The sequence below is a fragment of the Micromonospora echinaurantiaca genome (assembly GCF_900090235.1).
Taxonomy (GTDB): Bacteria; Actinomycetota; Actinomycetes; order Mycobacteriales; family Micromonosporaceae; genus Micromonospora; species Micromonospora echinaurantiaca.
This window is the reverse complement of sequence record NZ_LT607750.1, coordinates 1,379,931-1,397,123: the sequence shown is the minus strand read 5'-3', so window position 1 is coordinate 1,397,123 and position 17,193 is coordinate 1,379,931. Positions and strand designations below refer to the sequence as shown.

The 17,193-nt window shown below is 72.1% G+C and carries 11 protein-coding genes; 7 read left to right on the top strand and 4 right to left on the bottom strand.

The genetic code is table 11. The features are described 5' to 3' along the window. Window positions 1-42: 42 nt before the first annotated feature. Window positions 43-645, bottom strand: a complete 603-nt coding sequence (locus GA0070609_RS34100; protein ID WP_088992954.1) for a CGNR zinc finger domain-containing protein — start codon at window positions 643-645, stop codon at window positions 43-45. Between the two features lie 83 nt (window positions 646-728). Here GA0070609_RS34100 and GA0070609_RS06435 point away from each other — a divergent pair, with 83 nt between their 5' ends. Genes GA0070609_RS06435 through GA0070609_RS06425 form a run of 3 tightly spaced genes read left to right on the top strand, consistent with a single transcriptional unit; the run spans window position 729 to window position 2,354 of the window. Next, on the top strand, window positions 729-1,064 hold the full coding sequence (locus tag GA0070609_RS06435) for a VOC family protein (protein ID WP_088992953.1): 336 nt from the start codon (window positions 729-731) through the stop codon (window positions 1,062-1,064). Window positions 1,065-1,122: 58 nt separating this feature from the next. Next, window positions 1,123-1,527 (top strand): thioesterase family protein, encoded by a 405-nt coding sequence (locus tag GA0070609_RS06430; RefSeq protein ID WP_088992952.1) that lies wholly within the window; start codon window positions 1,123-1,125, stop codon window positions 1,525-1,527. Beyond that, complete coding sequence (locus GA0070609_RS06425; protein ID WP_088992951.1) at window positions 1,524-2,354, top strand: MBL fold metallo-hydrolase; 831 nt, start codon at window positions 1,524-1,526, stop codon at window positions 2,352-2,354. The genes GA0070609_RS06430 and GA0070609_RS06425 overlap by 4 nt, the downstream gene beginning before the upstream one ends. Before the next feature lie 41 nt (window positions 2,355-2,395). Here GA0070609_RS06425 and GA0070609_RS06420 read toward each other — a convergent pair whose 3' ends face one another. Beyond that, a complete protein-coding gene (locus GA0070609_RS06420; RefSeq protein ID WP_088992950.1) occupies window positions 2,396-3,331 on the bottom strand; it encodes a PfkB family carbohydrate kinase in 936 nt (311 codons plus the stop codon). 105 nt (window positions 3,332-3,436) lie between these two features. Here GA0070609_RS06420 and GA0070609_RS06415 point away from each other — a divergent pair, with 105 nt between their 5' ends. Beyond that, complete coding sequence (locus tag GA0070609_RS06415) at window positions 3,437-3,829, top strand: nuclear transport factor 2 family protein (RefSeq protein WP_088992949.1); 393 nt, start codon at window positions 3,437-3,439, stop codon at window positions 3,827-3,829. Between the two features lie 278 nt (window positions 3,830-4,107). Next, window positions 4,108-5,205 carry a lytic polysaccharide monooxygenase gene (locus tag GA0070609_RS06410; RefSeq protein ID WP_088992948.1) on the top strand — a complete coding sequence of 366 codons (1,098 nt, stop codon included), beginning with the start codon at window positions 4,108-4,110 and terminating at the stop codon, window positions 5,203-5,205. Between the two features lie 118 nt (window positions 5,206-5,323). Here the strand turns inward: GA0070609_RS06410 and asnB are convergent, their stop codons facing one another. Continuing rightward, complete coding sequence (asnB, locus tag GA0070609_RS06405) at window positions 5,324-7,285, bottom strand: asparagine synthase (glutamine-hydrolyzing) (RefSeq protein WP_088992947.1); 1,962 nt, start codon at window positions 7,283-7,285, stop codon at window positions 5,324-5,326. A 259-nt stretch (window positions 7,286-7,544) separates the two neighbouring features. On the opposite strand from asnB, the gene GA0070609_RS06400 reads away from it, so the two are divergent. Together GA0070609_RS06400 and GA0070609_RS06395 are read left to right on the top strand one after the other, a co-directional pair. Then, window positions 7,545-9,026 carry an aminopeptidase P family protein gene (locus GA0070609_RS06400; RefSeq protein ID WP_088992946.1) on the top strand — a complete coding sequence of 494 codons (1,482 nt, stop codon included), beginning with the start codon at window positions 7,545-7,547 and terminating at the stop codon, window positions 9,024-9,026. Between the two features lie 445 nt (window positions 9,027-9,471). Beyond that, the gene (locus GA0070609_RS06395; protein WP_157748068.1) at window positions 9,472-11,574 is read left to right on the top strand and encodes a hypothetical protein; all 2,103 of its coding nucleotides are present in this window, start codon (window positions 9,472-9,474) and stop codon (window positions 11,572-11,574) included. Between the two features lie 78 nt (window positions 11,575-11,652). On the opposite strand, the gene pulA is transcribed toward GA0070609_RS06395, so the two are convergent. Next, on the bottom strand, window positions 11,653-17,148 hold the full coding sequence (gene pulA, locus GA0070609_RS06390; protein ID WP_088992944.1) for a pullulanase-type alpha-1,6-glucosidase: 5,496 nt from the start codon (window positions 17,146-17,148) through the stop codon (window positions 11,653-11,655). Between the last annotated feature and the right edge of the window lie 45 nt (window positions 17,149-17,193).

Here is a 17,193-nt window from a genome sequence, read left to right as displayed (position 1 = left end):
GGCGGGTCCGGCATCGACCGACGCGGACCGCCCGGGGCGGGTTCAGCGGCGCGGGGCGGTGCGGCGCTGGTGGGCGGCGCGCGCCTTGGCCCGGTTGCCGCAGATCTCCATCGAGCACCAGGTGCGCCGCCGGTTGCGGGAGTGGTCGTAGTAGGCCCACCGGCAGCTCGGTTCCCGGCACGCCTTGAGTCGGCTCCAGGTGCCGAGCGCCACCGCCTCGGCGACCACGGCGAGCAGCCCGGCCAGCGCGGCGTCGACGGGCGCCCGGGCCGCGGGCACCAGCCGGGGCGGGTCGAGGGTGACGTCGAGCACCAACGGCAGGTCGCGGGCCAGGGCGGCCAGCCCGGTCCGGGCGGCCGGGTCGAGGCCGTCCGGTCGAGGGCTGGGCACCGGCTCGGCGTTGTTGCCGGCGATCAACGCCCGGATCCCCTCGCGGACCGCCCGGGCCCGGTCGAGCTGCGCCGCGGTGGCCGTGCTGCCGGCCGGCACCAGGCCGCGGGCGTGCAGCCACTCGACGAGCCGCGCCGGCGTGTCGAGATCGTCCCGGTCCTCGTTCCGGGTGTTGACGAACGCCTCGATCCGGTCGAGCGGGGCGGGCGCCGCGTCGCCGTCCGGCGGGGCGTCGGGGACGGCGTCGGGTGCCATGGAGCAATCCTAACCGGCCATTGACCGTAGCCGGTTACCTAACTAACGTACGGCCTACGTTGGTTAGAAGAAGGGACCCAACCGTGAGCATCCGCATCGGCAACGTCGGCATCGACACGAACGACCTGCCCCGCGCCACCGCGTTCTGGCAGGCGGTGACCGGCTACCAGCTCGCCTCCTCGGACGCGAGCGGCAACTACCTGGAGGATCCGGCCAAGGCCGGGGTCGGCCTGTGGGTGCAGCTGGTCCCCGAGCCGGCGACCGGCAAAAACCGGCTCCACCTGGACCTCTTCGCCGCCGACCGGGCCGCCGAGGTGGCCCGGATCCGCGGGCTCGGCGCCACCGAGGTGCGCGCGTTCGACGGCTGGACCGTGCTGGCCGACCCGGACGGCAACCAGTTCTGCGTGGTCGCCGCGTAGCCGGCCGGCCCGGCCCGGGAGACGGACGCACCAGCGCCCGCTCGTCTAGGCTTTGTCCATGCAGGAACAGCCGGAGCACGCCGTCACGCCGGGGCTGACCGCCCGGGTGGAGTTGACCGTCACCGACGCCGACACCGCCCACGCGGTCGGCTCCGGGGACGTGCCGGTGCTCGGCACGCCCCGGGTGCTCGCGCTGGCCGAGGCGGCCACGGTGGCCGCCACGGCGACCCGGATCCAGCCCGGGTCGACCACCGTCGGGGTGCGGGTCGAGCTGGAGCACCTGGCCGCGACGCCGGTCGGCCGTACGGTGGTGGCCCAGGCCCGACTGGCCAAGGTCGACGGTCGCCGGCTGCTGTTCGAGGTCAGCGTCACCGACGGCGGCGAGCCGGTGGCCGAGGGTCGGGTGGAGCGGGTGCTGGTCGACCGGCAGCGCTTCGTGGAACGCGCGTCCCGGGCGTCATGACCGGCCGGTTCGTCGAGATCGCCGACGGGGTGCACGTCTACCGCGAGCCACTGCTGCGGGTGAACGTCACGCTGGTCGTCGGCGACGGCGCCGCCCTGCTGGTGGACACGCTCTCCACCGCCGGGCAGGCGGCCGAGCTGGCCGCCGCGGCCCGGGCTGTCACCCCGCACCCGTGGACGGTGGTGAACACCCACCACCACTTCGACCACTGCTTCGGCAACGCCACGCTCGCCGCCGACCCGCCCCGCCCGGTGTACGCGCACGCGCTGGCCGCCGAGGCGCTGCGCGAGCGTCCGGACCGGCTGCGCCGGGAGGCGTACGAGGAGATCCGCGACGAGCACCCGGCGCTCGCCGAGGAGCTGGTCGACGCGGCACTGCTCGCGCCCACGCACACCGTGCACACCGAGGCCACCCTCGACGTGGGCGGGCGAGAGGTGGTGCTGCGCCATCCAGGTCGCGGCCACACCGACGCCGACCTGCTGGTGCACCTGCCCGACGCCGACGTGCTGGTCGCCGGCGACCTGGTCGAGCAGAGCGGCCCGCCGGCGTTCGAGGACTCGTACCCGTTGCAGTGGCCGGACGCGGTCGCCGAGCTGCTCCGGCTGACCACCCCGTCGACCGTGGTGGTTCCCGGGCACGGCGATCCGGTCGACACCGAGTTCGTCCGCGCCCAGCATGCCCAGCTGGTCGAACTGGCGTGGCTGATCCGGGCCGGGCACACCGGCGGCGCGCCGCCCGAGCGGGTGGCCGCCGAGGCACCGTTCGGCGCCCGCCCGGCGCTGGCCGCCGCCCGCCGCGGCTACGCCGAACTTGACGGCACCAGCTGACCCGTCACCGGAATCGCCCCGCCGACCGGTGGCTGGCCGGGTCAGCCGGTGAAGCGGCGGATCACCTCCGCGCGGGTCGGCATCGCGGTGGCCCCGCCGGCCGACTCGCAGACCAGCCCGGCGACGCGCAGCGCGAACGCCACCCGCTCGTGCCAGCCGGCCGGCTCGACCGGCTCCCCGTCGACCAGCAGGTCGGCGACGAGCGCCGCCATCACCGAGTCGCCGGCGCCGGTGGCGTCCACCGCGCGAACCTTGGGCGCGGGCACGCGTACCGGGTCGGCACCGGCGGCGGCGACCACCGCGCCGGCCGCGCCGAGCGTGACCACGGCGGTGGCCGCGCCCAGTTCCCGCAGGTAGGCCGCCACCCCCTCGACCGGCTCGCCGGGATAGAGCAGCGCGGCGTCGGCGGTGCTGAGCTTGACCAGGTGGGCCCCGGCGGCGAACTCGGCCACCACCTCGCGCAGCCCGGCCAGCGCGGCCGGGCCGTCCAGCAGCCGGGGCCGCACGTTCGGGTCGAAGACCCGCAGCCCGGTGGCGAGCGACCAGGCCCGGCGGGCGGCGGCCAGCACCGCCGGCTGGAGCAACACGATCGAGCCGCAGTAGAGCACGTCGGCCCCGGCGACCAGGTCCGCGTCCAGGTCGTCGGCGGTGAGCAGCCCGTACGAGGGCGGCTCGCCGTAGAAGCGGAAGTCGGGTTCGGGCCCGGCGAAGGTGGCCACCGCCAGCGCGGTCGGGGCGGGCACGGTGACCGCGCCGGCCAGGCCGACCCCGACGTCGGCGAGGAAGGCGCGGATCCGGCCGGCCAGCACGTCGTCGCCGAGCGACCCGACGAACTGCACCTCGCCGCCGAGCCGGGCCACGCCGACCGCGACGTTCAGCGGCCCGCCGCCGATCGCCTGCCGGTAGACCGGCTCCCCGTCGCGCTCGGCGTCGAGCAGGTCGACCAGTGCCTCGCCGAGCACCACCGCGTATCCCATCACGGTCCTTCCGTCGTTACCGGTCGCGCCGTCCGCCGGGAACCGTCCGCACCCGTCGACGCTCCTGGGGAGATCTTGTCGCACCAGGCTGGCACAGTGCGCGGCATGACGACCGCAGAAGACACGGTATTGGCGTACTGGGACGCGTGCGAGGCGCGGGACTGGCCGCGGGTCGCTGCGCTGGTCGCCGACGAGGTGGTCTACCACCTGCCGCAGACCCGGGAACGGATCCGCGGCCGGTCCGCCTTCCTCCGGTTCAACCAGGAATACCCGGGCGACTGGCACGTCACGGTGACCCGGGTGGCCGGCGCCGGCCCGCGGGCGGCCACCTGGATCACCTGCACGGTCGACGGCGCCGACCAGCCCGCGGTGAGCTTCTTCGACCTGGACGACGCCGGCCGGATCGCCGGCATCACCGAGTTCTGGCCGGAGCCCTACGAGCCGCCGGCCGGCCGGGAGCACCTGGTCGAGCGGTACGCCCCCGCCACGCCGGGCTGACGGTCGCGCCGGGCCGTCTGACACATCGAGAGACGGCTATTGCGTCCGGCTCCGGCACGTGGTGGGATGACGCTTGCCGGGCGGCGCGTGGGCTGCGCGCCGACGGCTGCCGGGTTCTTTCCGCGAGGGCACCGGCCCGCAGTGCGGGCCGTCGCGGCGCGCGTCCCGCCGGGGTCGTCGCCGCGATCGTCGTATCCGCTCGTCGCCGTGGGGCCGCCAACCCCACGCGCTTCCGGCGGGGCGGCTCGGGCGGCACGCCCCGCGAGTCAGGAGAACCCGTGTCCCACCGTTCCCGTACGGCCGCGTTGCTCACCGCGGCCGCGACCCTCCTCGTGGGGGCCGTCGCGCTGGTCAGCGGCCCCGATCCGGCGGCCGCGCACGGCGCCGCGATGACCCCGGGCAGCCGGACGTTCCTGTGCTGGAAGGACGGGCTCACCGCCACCGGTGAGATCCGGCCGAACAACCCCGCCTGCTCCGCCGCGGTCGCGCAGAGCGGCGCCAACTCGCTCTACAACTGGTTCAGCGTGCTCCGCTCCGACGCGGGCGGCCGCACCGTCGGCTTCATCCCGGACGGGCAGCTGTGCAGCGGTGGCAACACCGGTTTCCGCGGCTACGACCTGGCCCGTACGGACTGGCCGCTGACCCACCTGACCGCCGGGGCGCGGATGGAGTTCCGGTACAGCAACTGGGCCCACCACCCGGGCACGTTCTACTTCTACGTGACCAAGGACAGCTGGAGCCCGACCCGGCCGTTGGCCTGGAGCGACCTGGAGGAGCAGCCGTTCCTCACGGTGACCAACCCGCCGCAGCGCGGCGCGGTCGGCACCAACGACGGGCACTACTACTTCAGCGGCAACCTGCCGACCGGCAAGAGCGGGCGGCACATCATCTACTCGCGCTGGGTCCGCTCGGACAGCCAGGAGAACTTCTTCGGCTGCTCGGACGTTACCTTCGACGGCGGCAACGGTGAGGTCACCGGGGTCGGCCCGGGCGGCACGCTGCCGCCGGACCCGACCACCCCGCCGCCGGACCCGACCACTCCCCCGCCGGACCCGACCACGCCGCCGCCCACCGGCGACTGCATGGCGGTCTACAAGGTGGTCAACTCCTGGCAGGGCGGATTCCAGGGCGAGGTCATGATCATGAACCACACCAACGCGACCTGGTCCGGATGGACGGCCACCTGGACCTGGCCCAGCGGCCAGTCGATCAGTCAGATCTGGAACGCGTCGCACGCCACGTCCGGGACGTCGGTGACGGCGAGCAACGTCTCCTGGAACGGCACGATCGCCCCCGAGGGCACCACGACCTTCGGCTTCCTGGCCAACACCACCGGTACCAACACCCTGCCCACCGTCACCTGCACCGGCCGCTGACCCCCTTCCCCACCCCGAAATGATCAAGAGGTTTGCGTCGTCCGGATCCGTTCCGGCGACGCAAACCTCTTGATCCACGTTGGGGCTCCGGCCCGCCCCGGCCGGGTGAGTGGGTGGGTCAGCGGACCATGGAGCCGACGACGGGCTTGGTGAGCAGGGCGGACTGGTTGCGCTGGATGCCCGGGTCGAGGGTCTTGGCGACGAAGATGGCGTGCCAGACGCAGAAGATCAGCACCGTCCACACCTTGCGGGAGTGGTCCGCCTCCTCGCGCTTGTGCTCCTCGAGCAGCCGCAGCGCGTACGACAGGTCGAGCAGGTCGCCGGCGCCGGAGGTGGCCAGCACGTGCCGGGCCCACTCGTACATCTCGCCGCGCAGCCAGACCCGGGTCGGGGTCGGGAAGCCGAGCTTCTTGCGGTTGACGATGGCCGGCGGCACGACGCCCTGCAGCGCCTGGCGCATGGCGTACTTGGTGGCGTCGGAGCGCGGCGGCAGCTTGAGGTCGACCGGGATCTTGGCCGCCACGTCGAAGACCTCCCGGTCCAGGAAGGGCACCCGGACCTCCAGCGAGTGGGCCATCGAGATCCGGTCGGCCTTGACCAGGATGTCGCCGCGCAGCCAGGTGTAGAGGTCGACGTACTGCATCTTGGTGACGTCGTCCAGCTCGGTGCACTCGGCGTAGATCGGCGCGGTGACGTCGGTGTAGCGCACCGAGGGGTCGTAGCGGCGCAGCAGGTGCTGCTTCTCCTCCTCGGTGAACATCCGGGCGTTGCCGTAGTAGCGCTGCTCGATCGGGGTGGTGCCGCGCTCCAGGAAGCTCTTGCCCTTGACCCCCTGCGGGATCGCCTTGGAGACCGCCCGCAGCCCCTTCTGCACGCCGCCCGGCAGGCCGTTGACGCTGCTCAGCGAGAGCGGTTCGCGGTAGATCGTGTAGCCGCCGAAGAACTCGTCGGCGCCCTCACCGGAGAGCACCACCGTGACGTGCTCGGCGGCCTTCTTCGCCACGAAGTAGAGCGGCACCAGCGCCGGATCGGCGACCGGGTCGTCCAGGTGCCAGACGATCTTCGGCAGCGCCTCGATCATGTCCTGCGGCCCGATCTTGGTCGGGATGGTGGTCACATCGAGGTGGCGGGCCGAGTCCTGGGCCACGTCGATCTCGGAGTAGCCGGGCACGTCGTAGCCGACGGTGAAGGTGAGGATGTTCGGGTTGAACTCGCGGGCCAGCGCCACCACGGCGGTGGAGTCGATGCCGCTGGACAGGAACGAGCCGACCGGCACGTCCGAGCGCATGTGCATCCGGACGCTCTCCCGCAGCGTCTCCCGGATCTCGTGGTAGAGCTTCTGCTCGTCGTCGACCGGCGCGGGCCGGAACACCGGCCGGTACCACCGGCGTACGTCGATCCGCCCGCCCGGGGTCCAGGTCAGGTACTCCCCGGAGCCGATCCGGTTGATCCCCTTGTGCAGGGTGCCCGGCTCCGGGACGTACTGCAGGGTCAGGTAGTGGCTGAGGTTGGCGGTGTCGATACCGGCGTCACCCGAGTAGTTGGAGTGCGCGAACGGCAGCAGCGCCTTCTTCTCCGAGGCGAGGTAGAGCCCGTCCGCGGTCTCCAGGTAGTGCAGCGGCTTGATGCCGAAGTAGTCGCGGGCACCGAACGCCCGCCGCTCCTGCCGGTCCCAGATGACGAAGGCGAACATGCCGCGCAGGCGGGTGAGCACCTGCTCACCCCAGTAGTGGTAGCCGGCGACGATCACCTCGCCGTCGCCGTTGGTGGCGAACTGGGCGCCGTAGTCGCGGATCAGCTCCTCGCGCAGCTCGATGTAGTTGTAGATCTCGCCGTTGAAGGTGAGCAGGTAGCGCCCGCCGGCGTAGGGCAGCGGCTCGTGGCTGAGCGCCACGTCGATGATCGCCAGCCGCTTGTGGGCGAACACGCCGTCCGCGTAGCGACCGGAAGCGTCGCCGACCACCTCGACACCGGTCTCGTCCGGCCCGCGGTGGTGCAGGCATTCCAACGCTCCGGCGATGTTGTCGCGGTGGGCCGCGGCGTCACCGCGCGCGCTGAAGAAGGCCAGGAGTCCGCACATGGGGGTCATCTTTTCACGGCACCGGAGCGGACGTCGCGGCACCGTTGGCTCTCGTCGGGGCCCGGCCGGCGGCGGCGTCCGACACCAGCGTCCCGGCGGGACGTGCGGCATCCTCGGGTAACGGGCCGCCCGGGACCGCGCCCCGTACCGGACCCGCCCGCGGCCGGCCCGGCAGGACGGGCTCCGGTGGGCCACCGCCGGCTCCCTGCGCCGCCGGTCGCGCGGTACCGTCGGGACCAGCAACGAGGAGGGAGCGAGCATGACCGAGGAACGCACCGGTGGCAAGCCGACGGACGGCACCGAATCGCACGACCCGGACTTTCCGGAGGCGTTCCTGTCGTTCATGCGGCAGGGCTGGCGGGACACCACGCTGCCGGTCGGCCCCCGGCCGGAGGTGCCGAACTACGCCAAGCGCCGGGCCGCGCTCTCCGCGGCCTTCCCGGGCGAAACGCTGATCATCCCCACCGGCGGTGAGAAGGTACGCGCCAACGACACCGACCACCCGTTCCGGCCGGGCAGCGACTTCGCCTACCTGACCGGCGACCACGACCCGGACAGCGTGCTGATGCTGCGGCCGAACGGCTCGGGGCACGAGGCGACGCTGTACATGCGGCCCCGGTCGTCCCGGCAGACCGACGAGTTCTTCCGCAGCCGGCACGGCGAGCTGTGGGTCGGCCGGCGGCACACCCTGGCCGAGAAGTCGACCGAGCTGGGCCTGCCGACCGCCGACCTGACCGAGCTGGAGGCCGCGCTGGCCGACATGGCGCCGGGGCGTACCCGGGTGCTGCGCGGTTTCGACGCCCGGGTGGATGCGGCCGTGCGCCCGTACGACGGGCCGCGCGCCGAGGGCCAGCCGGCCCGCGACCGGGAGCTGGCGATCGCCATCTCGGAGCTCAAGTTGGTCAAGGACGAGTGGGAGATCGCCCAGCTCCAGGACGCCATCGACGCCACCGTCCGGGGCTTCGAGGACGTGGCCCGGGTGCTGCCGGCCGACCGGAGCGTCTCCGAGCGGCTGCTGGAGGGCGTCTTCGCGCTGCGGGCCCGGCACGACGGGAACGAGGTCGGCTACAACTCGATCGTCGGCGGCGGCGAGCACGCCACGATCCTGCACTGGGTGCACAACAACGGCGCCACCCGTCCGGGTGAGCTGCTGCTGATGGACATGGGCGTGGAGAACCGCAACCTCTACACCGCCGACGTGACCCGCGTGCTGCCGGTCAACGGCCGGTTCACCGCGTTGCAGCGGCAGGTCTACGACATCGTGCACGCCTCGCAGCAGGCCGGCATCGACTTCATCAAGCCGGGGGTGAAGTTCCGCGACGTGCACCTGACCTGCATGCGGGTGCTCGCCGAGGGCCTGGCCGACCTGGGCCTGCTGCCGGTGAGCGTGGACGAGGCGATGGACGAGAAGTCGACGGTCTACCGCCGCTGGACGCTGCACGGCTTCGGGCACATGCTCGGGATCGACGTGCACGACTGCGCCAACGCCCGCAAGGAGATGTACCGGGACGGCACGCTGGGTGAGGGCTACGTGCTCACCGTCGAGCCGGGGCTCTATTTCCAGCCCGAGGACGAGCTGGTTCCCGAGGAGCTGCGTGGCATCGGCGTGCGGATCGAGGACGACGTCCTGGTCACCGCCACCGGCGCGGTCAACCTCTCCGCCGGGCTGCCGCGCGCGGCGGACGAGGTGGAGACCTGGTTGGCCGAGCAGCGTGAGGCGGGTCCGCGCCTGCCCGTCTGATCCCGCAGGTACGACCACGGCGGGCCCCACCGCCGGCGTCTGCGACGTATCTCGTCGTCAGGACGCCGATGGTGGGGCCCGTCGGCGTCTCTCGCCCTCCCACGCCCTGCCTGCCCAGCGCTACGTCGGGCGTGCCCGATCATCACCGTTGCCCCTCCCCGGTTTCGCCGCGAGCTTTCCGCCACCGGTCGCGGGCCGGTGGCGTCCGTGAGCTTTCCGCCACCGGCCGCGTTCTCCGTACCGGTCATGCCGAGCCGGTCATGGTGTCCCCGCTCCTGCCGTCCGCGTCGGTTATACCCAATGTGGGGTTTCTTCAGATTCGCCCTCATAGTGAAGAACACTCTCATACGGTGTGGTTCAGCAGCTACAACCGATTTGTAGCGAAGGCCGCCTCGCCACGGCGAAGCGACCTTGTCTGGGTACAAGGAGAGGGCAGAGAGCTCTGATGTCCAACTACCTTCGCAATAACAATGACGCGACCGGCGAGAAGACGTCACCGTTCCGCCGGCGCCGGCTCTGGCTCGTCACCGGCGTTGCTGGCCTCACGGGAGCGGTCAGCCTCGCGGGCGTCGCCTACGCCACCACCGGGGTGACCGGCTCGCACCGGCTGACCGACGTCAAGTGGTCGACCTCCCAGCTGGTCAGCGACGACGGCAAGGACAAGGCCAAGGACGAGGCCAAGGACGAGGCCAAGGACGACAAGGGCCGGGACCACAAGGACAAGGACAAGGACGACAAGGGCAGGGACAAGGACGACCGCGATGACGTGCGGGAGGTGGAGTGCGACGACGACGCCCTCGTCGAGGCCCTCGACCTGGCCAACCGTGATGACGGCGGCACCCTGAAGCTGGCCAAGGACTGCACCTACGAGCTCGACCAGCACGACAAGAAGTCCGAGGCGGGCCTGCCGACGATCAAGCAGGAAATCACCATCGAGGGCAACGGCGCGACGATCAAGCGGGAGGCCGAGGAGGGCTTCCGGATCTTCCGCGTCGCCAACGGCGGCGACCTGACCCTCAAGGACGTCGAGGTCCGTAACGGCGCCGCCGGCGAGGACCGCAAGCACGACGACAAGGACAAGCACGACGGCAAGGACAAGCACGACGGCAAGGACAAGCCCAACGGCAAGGACAAGCCCAACGGCAACCAGTCCGGGACCGGCGGCGGTGCTCCTGCCCCGGCGCCCGCCCCGGCCCAGCCGGCGGCCGGGCAGCAGACGGCTGCGCAGCAGGCGGCGCAGGCCAAGCTGGCGGAGGCCCTGAAGGCTGCCGTCCAGAAGGCGGCCGCGCAGCGGGCGGCCGCCCAGGCGCCGTCCGGCAAGGACGGCAAGGACGGCAAGGACGGCAAGGACTGGAACGGCAAGGACGGCAAGGACCGGGACCGCAAGGACGACAAGGAGCACGAGGGCGACGGCGGTGGCCTGCTGGTCGAACGCGGCGGCGAGGCCCACCTGGTGAACACCAAGTTCTTCCTCAACAGCGCCGAGAACAACGGCGGTGCCGTCGCCAACTTCGGCCGGGTCAAGGCCGAGGGCAGCACCTTCGACAACAACCACGCCGGAAAGGACGGCGGCGCCATCTTCAACGCCGGCATCCTCGACGTCAAGGGCTCCCACGACGGCAAGGGCCCCGAGTCGCGCATCACCAACAACACCGCGGGCAAGAACGGCGGCGGCGTCGCCAACGGCCACGGCGACAAGGACAAGGACAAGGACAAGGACAACCACGGCAAGGACAACCACAACAGCGGCGGCCGCCACGACGACCGCGACAAGCGCGACGACGACAAGGCCGGCACGGTCACGATCGAGAAGACCCTGATCGAGGGCAACACCGCCAAGAAGAACGGCGGCGGCCTGTTCAGCAACGACGGCTTCGTCGAGGTCAGCTGGACCTTCATCAAGAACAACACCGCCGGCGAGAACGGCGGCGGCATCGCCGCCGTCGACACGGTCCTGAAGGTCGACAACAGCAAGATCGAGAAGAACAAGGCCCACCAGGACGGCGGCGGCATCTACAACGTCAGCAGCGACGACAAGGACAAGAAGAACCACTGGTCCAACGGCCAGGACAAGGACGAGGAGAAGCGCGCCACGGCCACCGTCACCGACAGCGAGATCCTCGAGAACAGCGCGAACCGCTTCGGTGGCGGCGTCTTCAACGGCAAGCCCTTCGAGGACAAGCACAACGGCGGCAACTGGTCCAACCACAAGGACCGCGACGACCGCGAGGACGACGGGGCCACCCTGGTCCTGCGCGACACCAAGATCAAGGAGAACTTCGCCGGCAAGAACGGCGGCGGCATCTACAACAACGAAGGCAAGGTGACCCTGACCAACACCAAGGTCACCAAGAACAAGGCCGACAACGGCAACGAGAAGGACAACGACCGGGACAACGGTTGGGACAACGGCAAGGACAAGAACCACAAGGGGATCGCCGGCGGCATCTTCAACAACGATGGCAAGGTCAAGCTCGACGACGACTCCACCATCACCGACAACGACCCCACCAACTGCGCCAACACCGTCGAGGACTGCTTCGACTGAGCAACGCGACAGCCGTAACAGCGACGGAAAGGTCGGCCCCCTGCCACCCGAGGTGGCAGGGGGCCGACCCCGTGCGCACTAGCGCTGCACGAACACCGCGACGCTCCGCGCCGGCACGGTGAACGTGCCGGTCGACGCGTCGAACGAGGCGGTCCGCAGCACCGGGTCGGCCGAGGTGCGCAGCACCGGGTGCAGCGTCACGTCCGCCCCGCGCAGCCCGGTCAGCCGCTGCGTCGCCGTCTCCGCGGTGGCGTTGAAGACCACCGTAACCGACGTCCACCGTGGATCCAGGCCCCGACCGTCCAGCGTCATGGTCAGCACGCCCGGGGTCTCCGCCGCGCCGGACACCGGGAACGCCACCCGCCGCTGCACCTGCTCGGCGGTGGTCAGCCCGAACACCGGCGAGGACGCCCGGATCCGCAGCAGTTCGGCGTACCGGGCGGCGGTGGTGTCGATCGCCGCGCAGTCCGGCACCAGCGCCGGGTCGGCCAGCAGCGGCCGGGCGTACGACCACTTGTCCTGGTTGTCCTGCGCGGGCGGCAGGCCGGCGCCGAACCCGTTGCCCTGGGCGCAGTCCCACCGGATCTGGTTGAACCAGTCCCCCGAGTTGTACGAGTTGCGGTCCAGCGACTTCGAGCGCAGCCGCTCGGTGCCGGTGGTGACGAAGCCGGTGCCCTGTCCCATCACCACGGTGCTCAAGGCGAGCACCTGCATCCGGGACCGGTCCGCCGCCGAGGTGTCCTGCGGCAGCTTGTACGCCAGCGCGTCGTACAGGATCTCGTTGTCGTGGGCGTCGACGTAGGTGACTGCCTCCCCCGGCGCCGCGGTGTAGCCGGCGGGCGAGCCGTTGTAGTCGACCTGGGCGCCGGTGACCCGCTCGCCGGCGGCGTTGGTGAACCGGTAGCCGGCCAGGTTGCCGGTCAGCCCCACCTTGATCAGGTCGTGCTGGTGCAGCAGCCGGACCCGCTGGTCGGCCGCCGACCCGTTCACCGGGTCGCCGTTGGGGTCGGTGAACAGGCCGGAGGCGAAGCCCTGCTGGCGCGGGTTGGCGTCGAACGGCCCGCCGCCGCGCACCGCGTCGCGGAGCCGGTCGTTGAAGGTGCCGATCCCGGTGCCGGCCATGTTCGCCTGGGTGGCCTGCACGAAGCGGGCGCCGTTCGCCACCTCGCCGAAGTTCCAGCCCTCGCCGTAGAGCAGGATCGACTTCCCGTCCACGCCGTCGCGGGCCACGGTCAGCTTGTCCAGCGCCTGCCGCACGGCCACGATGTTCGCCTTCGGGTGGTGCCCCATCAGGTCGAACCGGAACCCGTCCACCTTGTACGCCCGGGCCCAGGTGACCAGGGAGTCCACCACCAGCTTGCCCATCATCGCGTGCTCCGGGGCGGTGTTGGCGCAGCAGGTCGAGTTCGCGACCGTGCCGTCCTCCAGCAGCCGGTGGTAGTAGCCGGGCACCACCTGGTCGAGCACCGACTTCGGGTCCGTGCCGGCGGCCGAGGTGTGGTTGTAGACGACGTCCATCACCACCCGCAGGCCGGCGCCGTTGAGGCCGGCGACCATCTGCCGGAACTCGGTGGTCCGCTGCGCCCCGGCCGGGTCGACCGCGTAGCCGCCCTCGGGGACCGTGTAGTGCAGCGGGTCGTACCCCCAGTTGTAGCCGTCGGTGTCGGCGACGGCCGCCACGCACTTCTGCTGCTCGTCCGAGTCCGGCGGCAGCGCGGCCAGGTCACAGGCCGGCTGCCGCTGGTCGGCCCGGCGCTCGGGGATGGTGGCGAAGTCGAACGCGGGCAGCAGGTGCAGGTGGGTCACCCCGGCCTCGCCGAGCGACCTGAGGTGCTTCATGCCGGCCGTGCCGGGGTCGGTGAACGCCAGGTAGGTGCCGCGCCGCTGCGCCGGCACGGTGGTGTCGGCGATGGAGAAGTCCCGCACCGACAGCTCGGAGATCTGCGCCCGGGTCGACGGCACCGCCGCCGGCTTGCGCAGCTTCGCCCAGCCGGGCGGGGCGAGTTTCGGGTCGGTGAGGTCGACGAGCTGGCTGTGCGTCGAGTTCGGCGCGAGCGCCAGCGAGTACGGGTCGGTCACCGCGGCGGTGACCACCCGCTGGGCCGCCGGCTGCCACACCTCGACCTGGTAGCGGTAGTACTTCCCGACCCAGTTGCGCGCGCCGCGCACCGACCACACGCCGGTGCGGTCGTCCCGGCTCATCGCCACCGTCTTCGGCTGCCCGGTGGGCGAGTCGAAGAGCTGGAGCGAGACCGTGCGGGCGGTGGGCGCCCAGACCGACAGCGTCGGCACCCCGCCGGAGAAGGTGGGGCCGAGGCGGGCGTCGGTGGCCCGGGCGTAGAGGTCGTCGAGCACCCCGGGGAGCTGCACGCCGGTGGCGGCGAGCAGCTCGCCCTCGGCGTCCCGCTCGGTCACCAGCAGCTGGCCGCGCAGGGCGGCCGGCACCCTGGCCAGGTCCCGCCGGTCCAGGGTGAAGCTCTGGTAGGCCCACAGGTGCGGGAAGGCCGCGCGCTGGGCCTCGGTGAGCCCGTTGCGCTGCGCCCGCAGCGGCAGCGAGGTGTACGTGCCGGCCAGCTCGCCGTCGACCACGCTCACCCCGCCGGACGGCGCGGCCACCAGGGCGTACGCCTTGCCGTCGGTGGACCCGGTCGGCCAGGCGACGGTGGACCGGTCGATCCAGTGCGCCCGCTGCCTGGTGATGTCGGTGTCCCGGCCGGTGCCGGTGGCGGTCGACGGCAGCAGCCGGCCCCGGACGCCGGCGAGCAGCCAGACCTCCCGCCCGGCGTCGGCGAAGTCGAGCCGCTGGTCCTCCGGCAGGTCCTTCTCGTCTCCGGAGTGGATGATGTAGCTCAGCCCGGTGGCGCCGGCCGCCAGCGGCACCCGGAACACCGCGCCGAACGAGTCGACGCTGGTCGGCGGCATCGGGGTGGCCCAGTCGGTCGGGTTGGCCGCGCCGTCCCAGAGGTGCAGGCCCCAGCCGTCGTAGTTGCCGTCGGCCCGGCGGTAGTGGATGACCGCGGTGCCGTCGGCGACCGGCGGGTCCGGCTCGCCGGTGGCCGCCTCCCGGCTCGGGTGGATGGTCGGGTCACCCTGCTTGACCCACACCTCACCGGTCTGTGTCACGTCGATGGTGCGGTCCTGCTCGACGTCCTTGTTGCCGAATTTGTCGACCACCAGGAAGCCGACCGACTTCGCCCCGGGCTTGAGCTTCACCCAGGCGAACCGGCCGTACGAGTCGGTGCCCGCGAACGGCTGCCCGGTGGGCCACTCGGTGACGTAGCCGGGGTCGATGTCGCCCCAGGCGTACAGGCTCCAGTCCGGGTAGTCGCCCGCCGGGCGCTGGTAGTGCACCACCACCCAGTCCCGCGAGGATGCCTGCCCCGGGGTGCCCACGGTGGCGGTGGAGCGGGCGGTGGCGGTCCGCCCCTTGCCGTCGCGTACCACCGCCTTGTACTCGATCGTCGTGCCCGCGGCCAGCCCGGCCAGGTCGTGGTGCACCGTGTACGGGGCCCGGTCGGCGCTGCCGAGCAGGGTCCACCGGCCGCCGGCGACCCGGGCGGCGACCGTGACGGTGGCCAGCGGGTCCCCGGTGACCTGCGCGGTGACCACGGCCTTGGTGGCGACCGGCTGGTCCGGGGCGGGGGTGGTGATGGTGACCGAGGGCGCGCCGTCGGTCAGCGCGATCGGCGTGCCGGCGCGGTGCACCACGGCCGACAGCGGCGGCACGGTCAGGGTGAGCTTGCCGTCGGCGGCGGCGACCGGGGCGGCCGATCCGCCGTAGACGCCGGTGAAGGTGGCACCGGCCGACCAGGTGTCCACGGTGACAGTCTGCTCGGTGGCGGCGTTGTTCACCGCGACCACGTACTCGGTGCGCTGCTTCGGGTCGATCCGGGAGAAGGCGAAGACGCCGGGCCCGTCGGCGGCGTACCGGGTGACCTGCACCCCGTCGCGCAGCGCCGGGTGGGCCTGGCGCAGCCGACCCAGCTCGGCGATGGCCCGGTAGAGCGGGTGCGCCGGGTCGTACTGGTCGACCGCGTGGGTGCGGTCGGTGCCGAGCAGGTCGTCGTCGAGGTAGTCGGGGGTACGCGAGGCGAACATGTCCTGCCGGGCGTCCTTGTCGCCGCCCGGGCCGGTGAAGCCCTGCTCGTCGCCGGAGTAGACCACCGGCTGGCCGCGGGTGAGGAACATCAGCTCGTGGGCGAGCCGGTCGCGGTGCAGGTGGCTGGCCGGGTCGGTGCCGCCGTTGGCGATGAACCCGCCGATCCGGCCCATGTCGTGGTTGCCGAGGAAGGTGGTCAGCCGGCCCGCGTCGGTGTCCCGGGAGTTGTAGAGGTCGTCGCGGGCGTACACGTCGGCGAGGGCCTTGGCCGAGCCGTCGCCGGCGGTGTAGCCGCGGGCCGCCTCCTGGAAGGCGAAGTCGAGGGTGGCCGGCAGGCCGCCGCGCCGCACGTACGTCGAGGTGATCTCCGGGTCGGCGCTGTAGACCTCGCCGAACATGAAGAAGTCCGGCTTGCCGGCGCGGGCGGCGGCCCGCTCGACGCCCTGGCTGAACTGCGGCCAGAACTCCAGGTTGGCGTGCTTGACGGTGTCCAGCCGGAAGCCGTCGACGCCGGTCTGCACCACCCAGTCGGAGTAGACCTCGGTGAGCCCGCGCACCACCTCGGGACGCTCGGTCCACAGGTCGTCCAGGCCGAAGAAGTCGCCGTACTCGCTGTTCTCACCGGCGAAGGTGGAGTCGCCCCGGTTGTGGTACATCGTCGGGTCGTTCAGCCACGCCGGCACCTTGACCTTCGCGTCCGCCGGGTTGGCGAACGTCGGCGGGTACGGGAAGGACTGCGCGTTCACCGGCGGGAAGTCGCGGCTGCCGTCGGCGTAGTTGCGATCCTCGAAGGCACGCCCCTGCGCGTCCCGGTACGGCGCGGTCGCCTTGTCCACGTAGGTGGCGGACTCGCCGTAGCGGATGACGTCGGCGGTGTGGTTGACGATGACGTCCAGGTAGACCTTGATGCCGCGCTGGTGGGCGAGCTTGACCAGCCGCTTCAGGTCCTCGTTCGTGCCGAAGTGCGGGTCGACCTGGGTGAAGTCGGTGATCCAGTAGCCGTGGTACCCGGCGGAGACGTCGTCGCCCCGGGCCTGCACCGGCCGGTTCTTGAAGACCGGGGCGAGCCAGATCGCCGTCGTCCCCAGCCCCTGGATGTAGTCGAGCCGGTCCATCACGCCCTCGAGGTCACCGCCGTGGTAGAAGCCCTTGTCGGCGGGGTCGAGGCCGGTGCTGAGCCGGTCGCCGGCCAGCCCACCCCGGTCGTTGCGCCGGTCGCCGTTGGCGAACCGGTCCGGCAGGACGAAGTAGAACTGCTCGGCCCGGGCGTCGTCGGTGCCCGCGCGCAGCAGCGCCTCGGCGGAGGGTTCGGCGCTCCACTGCACCGCGCCGGCGGCGGCGAGCGGGTCGGTGCCCGCCTGGCCGGTGGCGGCGCCGTCGAACTGGCGCACGGCGACCGGTACCGCGACGAGGGCGACGACGAGCATGCAGACGAGGGAGAGCAGGGCCTTGCGCGGTATCGGCGGGGGTTTCATCGACGGCCTTCCTCTGGTCGCTGATTGGCCCGCACGCTAGCCCTT

Bases quoted from the DNA above. Each gene is read 5' to 3' on its own strand.
- GA0070609_RS34100 (WP_088992954.1), bottom strand. From the start codon at position 645: ATGGCACCCGACGCCGTCCCCGACGCCCCGCCGGACGGCGACGCGGCG.
- GA0070609_RS06430 (WP_088992952.1), top strand. From the start codon at position 1,123: ATGCAGGAACAGCCGGAGCACGCCGTCACGCCGGGGCTGACCGCCCGG.
- GA0070609_RS06425 (WP_088992951.1), top strand. From the start codon at position 1,524: ATGACCGGCCGGTTCGTCGAGATCGCCGACGGGGTGCACGTCTACCGC.
- GA0070609_RS06420 (WP_088992950.1), bottom strand. From the start codon at position 3,331: ATGGGATACGCGGTGGTGCTCGGCGAGGCACTGGTCGACCTGCTCGAC.
- GA0070609_RS06415 (WP_088992949.1), top strand. From the start codon at position 3,437: ATGACGACCGCAGAAGACACGGTATTGGCGTACTGGGACGCGTGCGAG.
- asnB (WP_088992947.1), bottom strand. From the start codon at position 7,285: ATGTGCGGACTCCTGGCCTTCTTCAGCGCGCGCGGTGACGCCGCGGCC.
- GA0070609_RS06400 (WP_088992946.1), top strand. From the start codon at position 7,545: ATGACCGAGGAACGCACCGGTGGCAAGCCGACGGACGGCACCGAATCG.
- GA0070609_RS06395 (WP_157748068.1), top strand. From the start codon at position 9,472: ATGTCCAACTACCTTCGCAATAACAATGACGCGACCGGCGAGAAGACG.
- pulA (WP_088992944.1), bottom strand. From the start codon at position 17,148: ATGAAACCCCCGCCGATACCGCGCAAGGCCCTGCTCTCCCTCGTCTGC.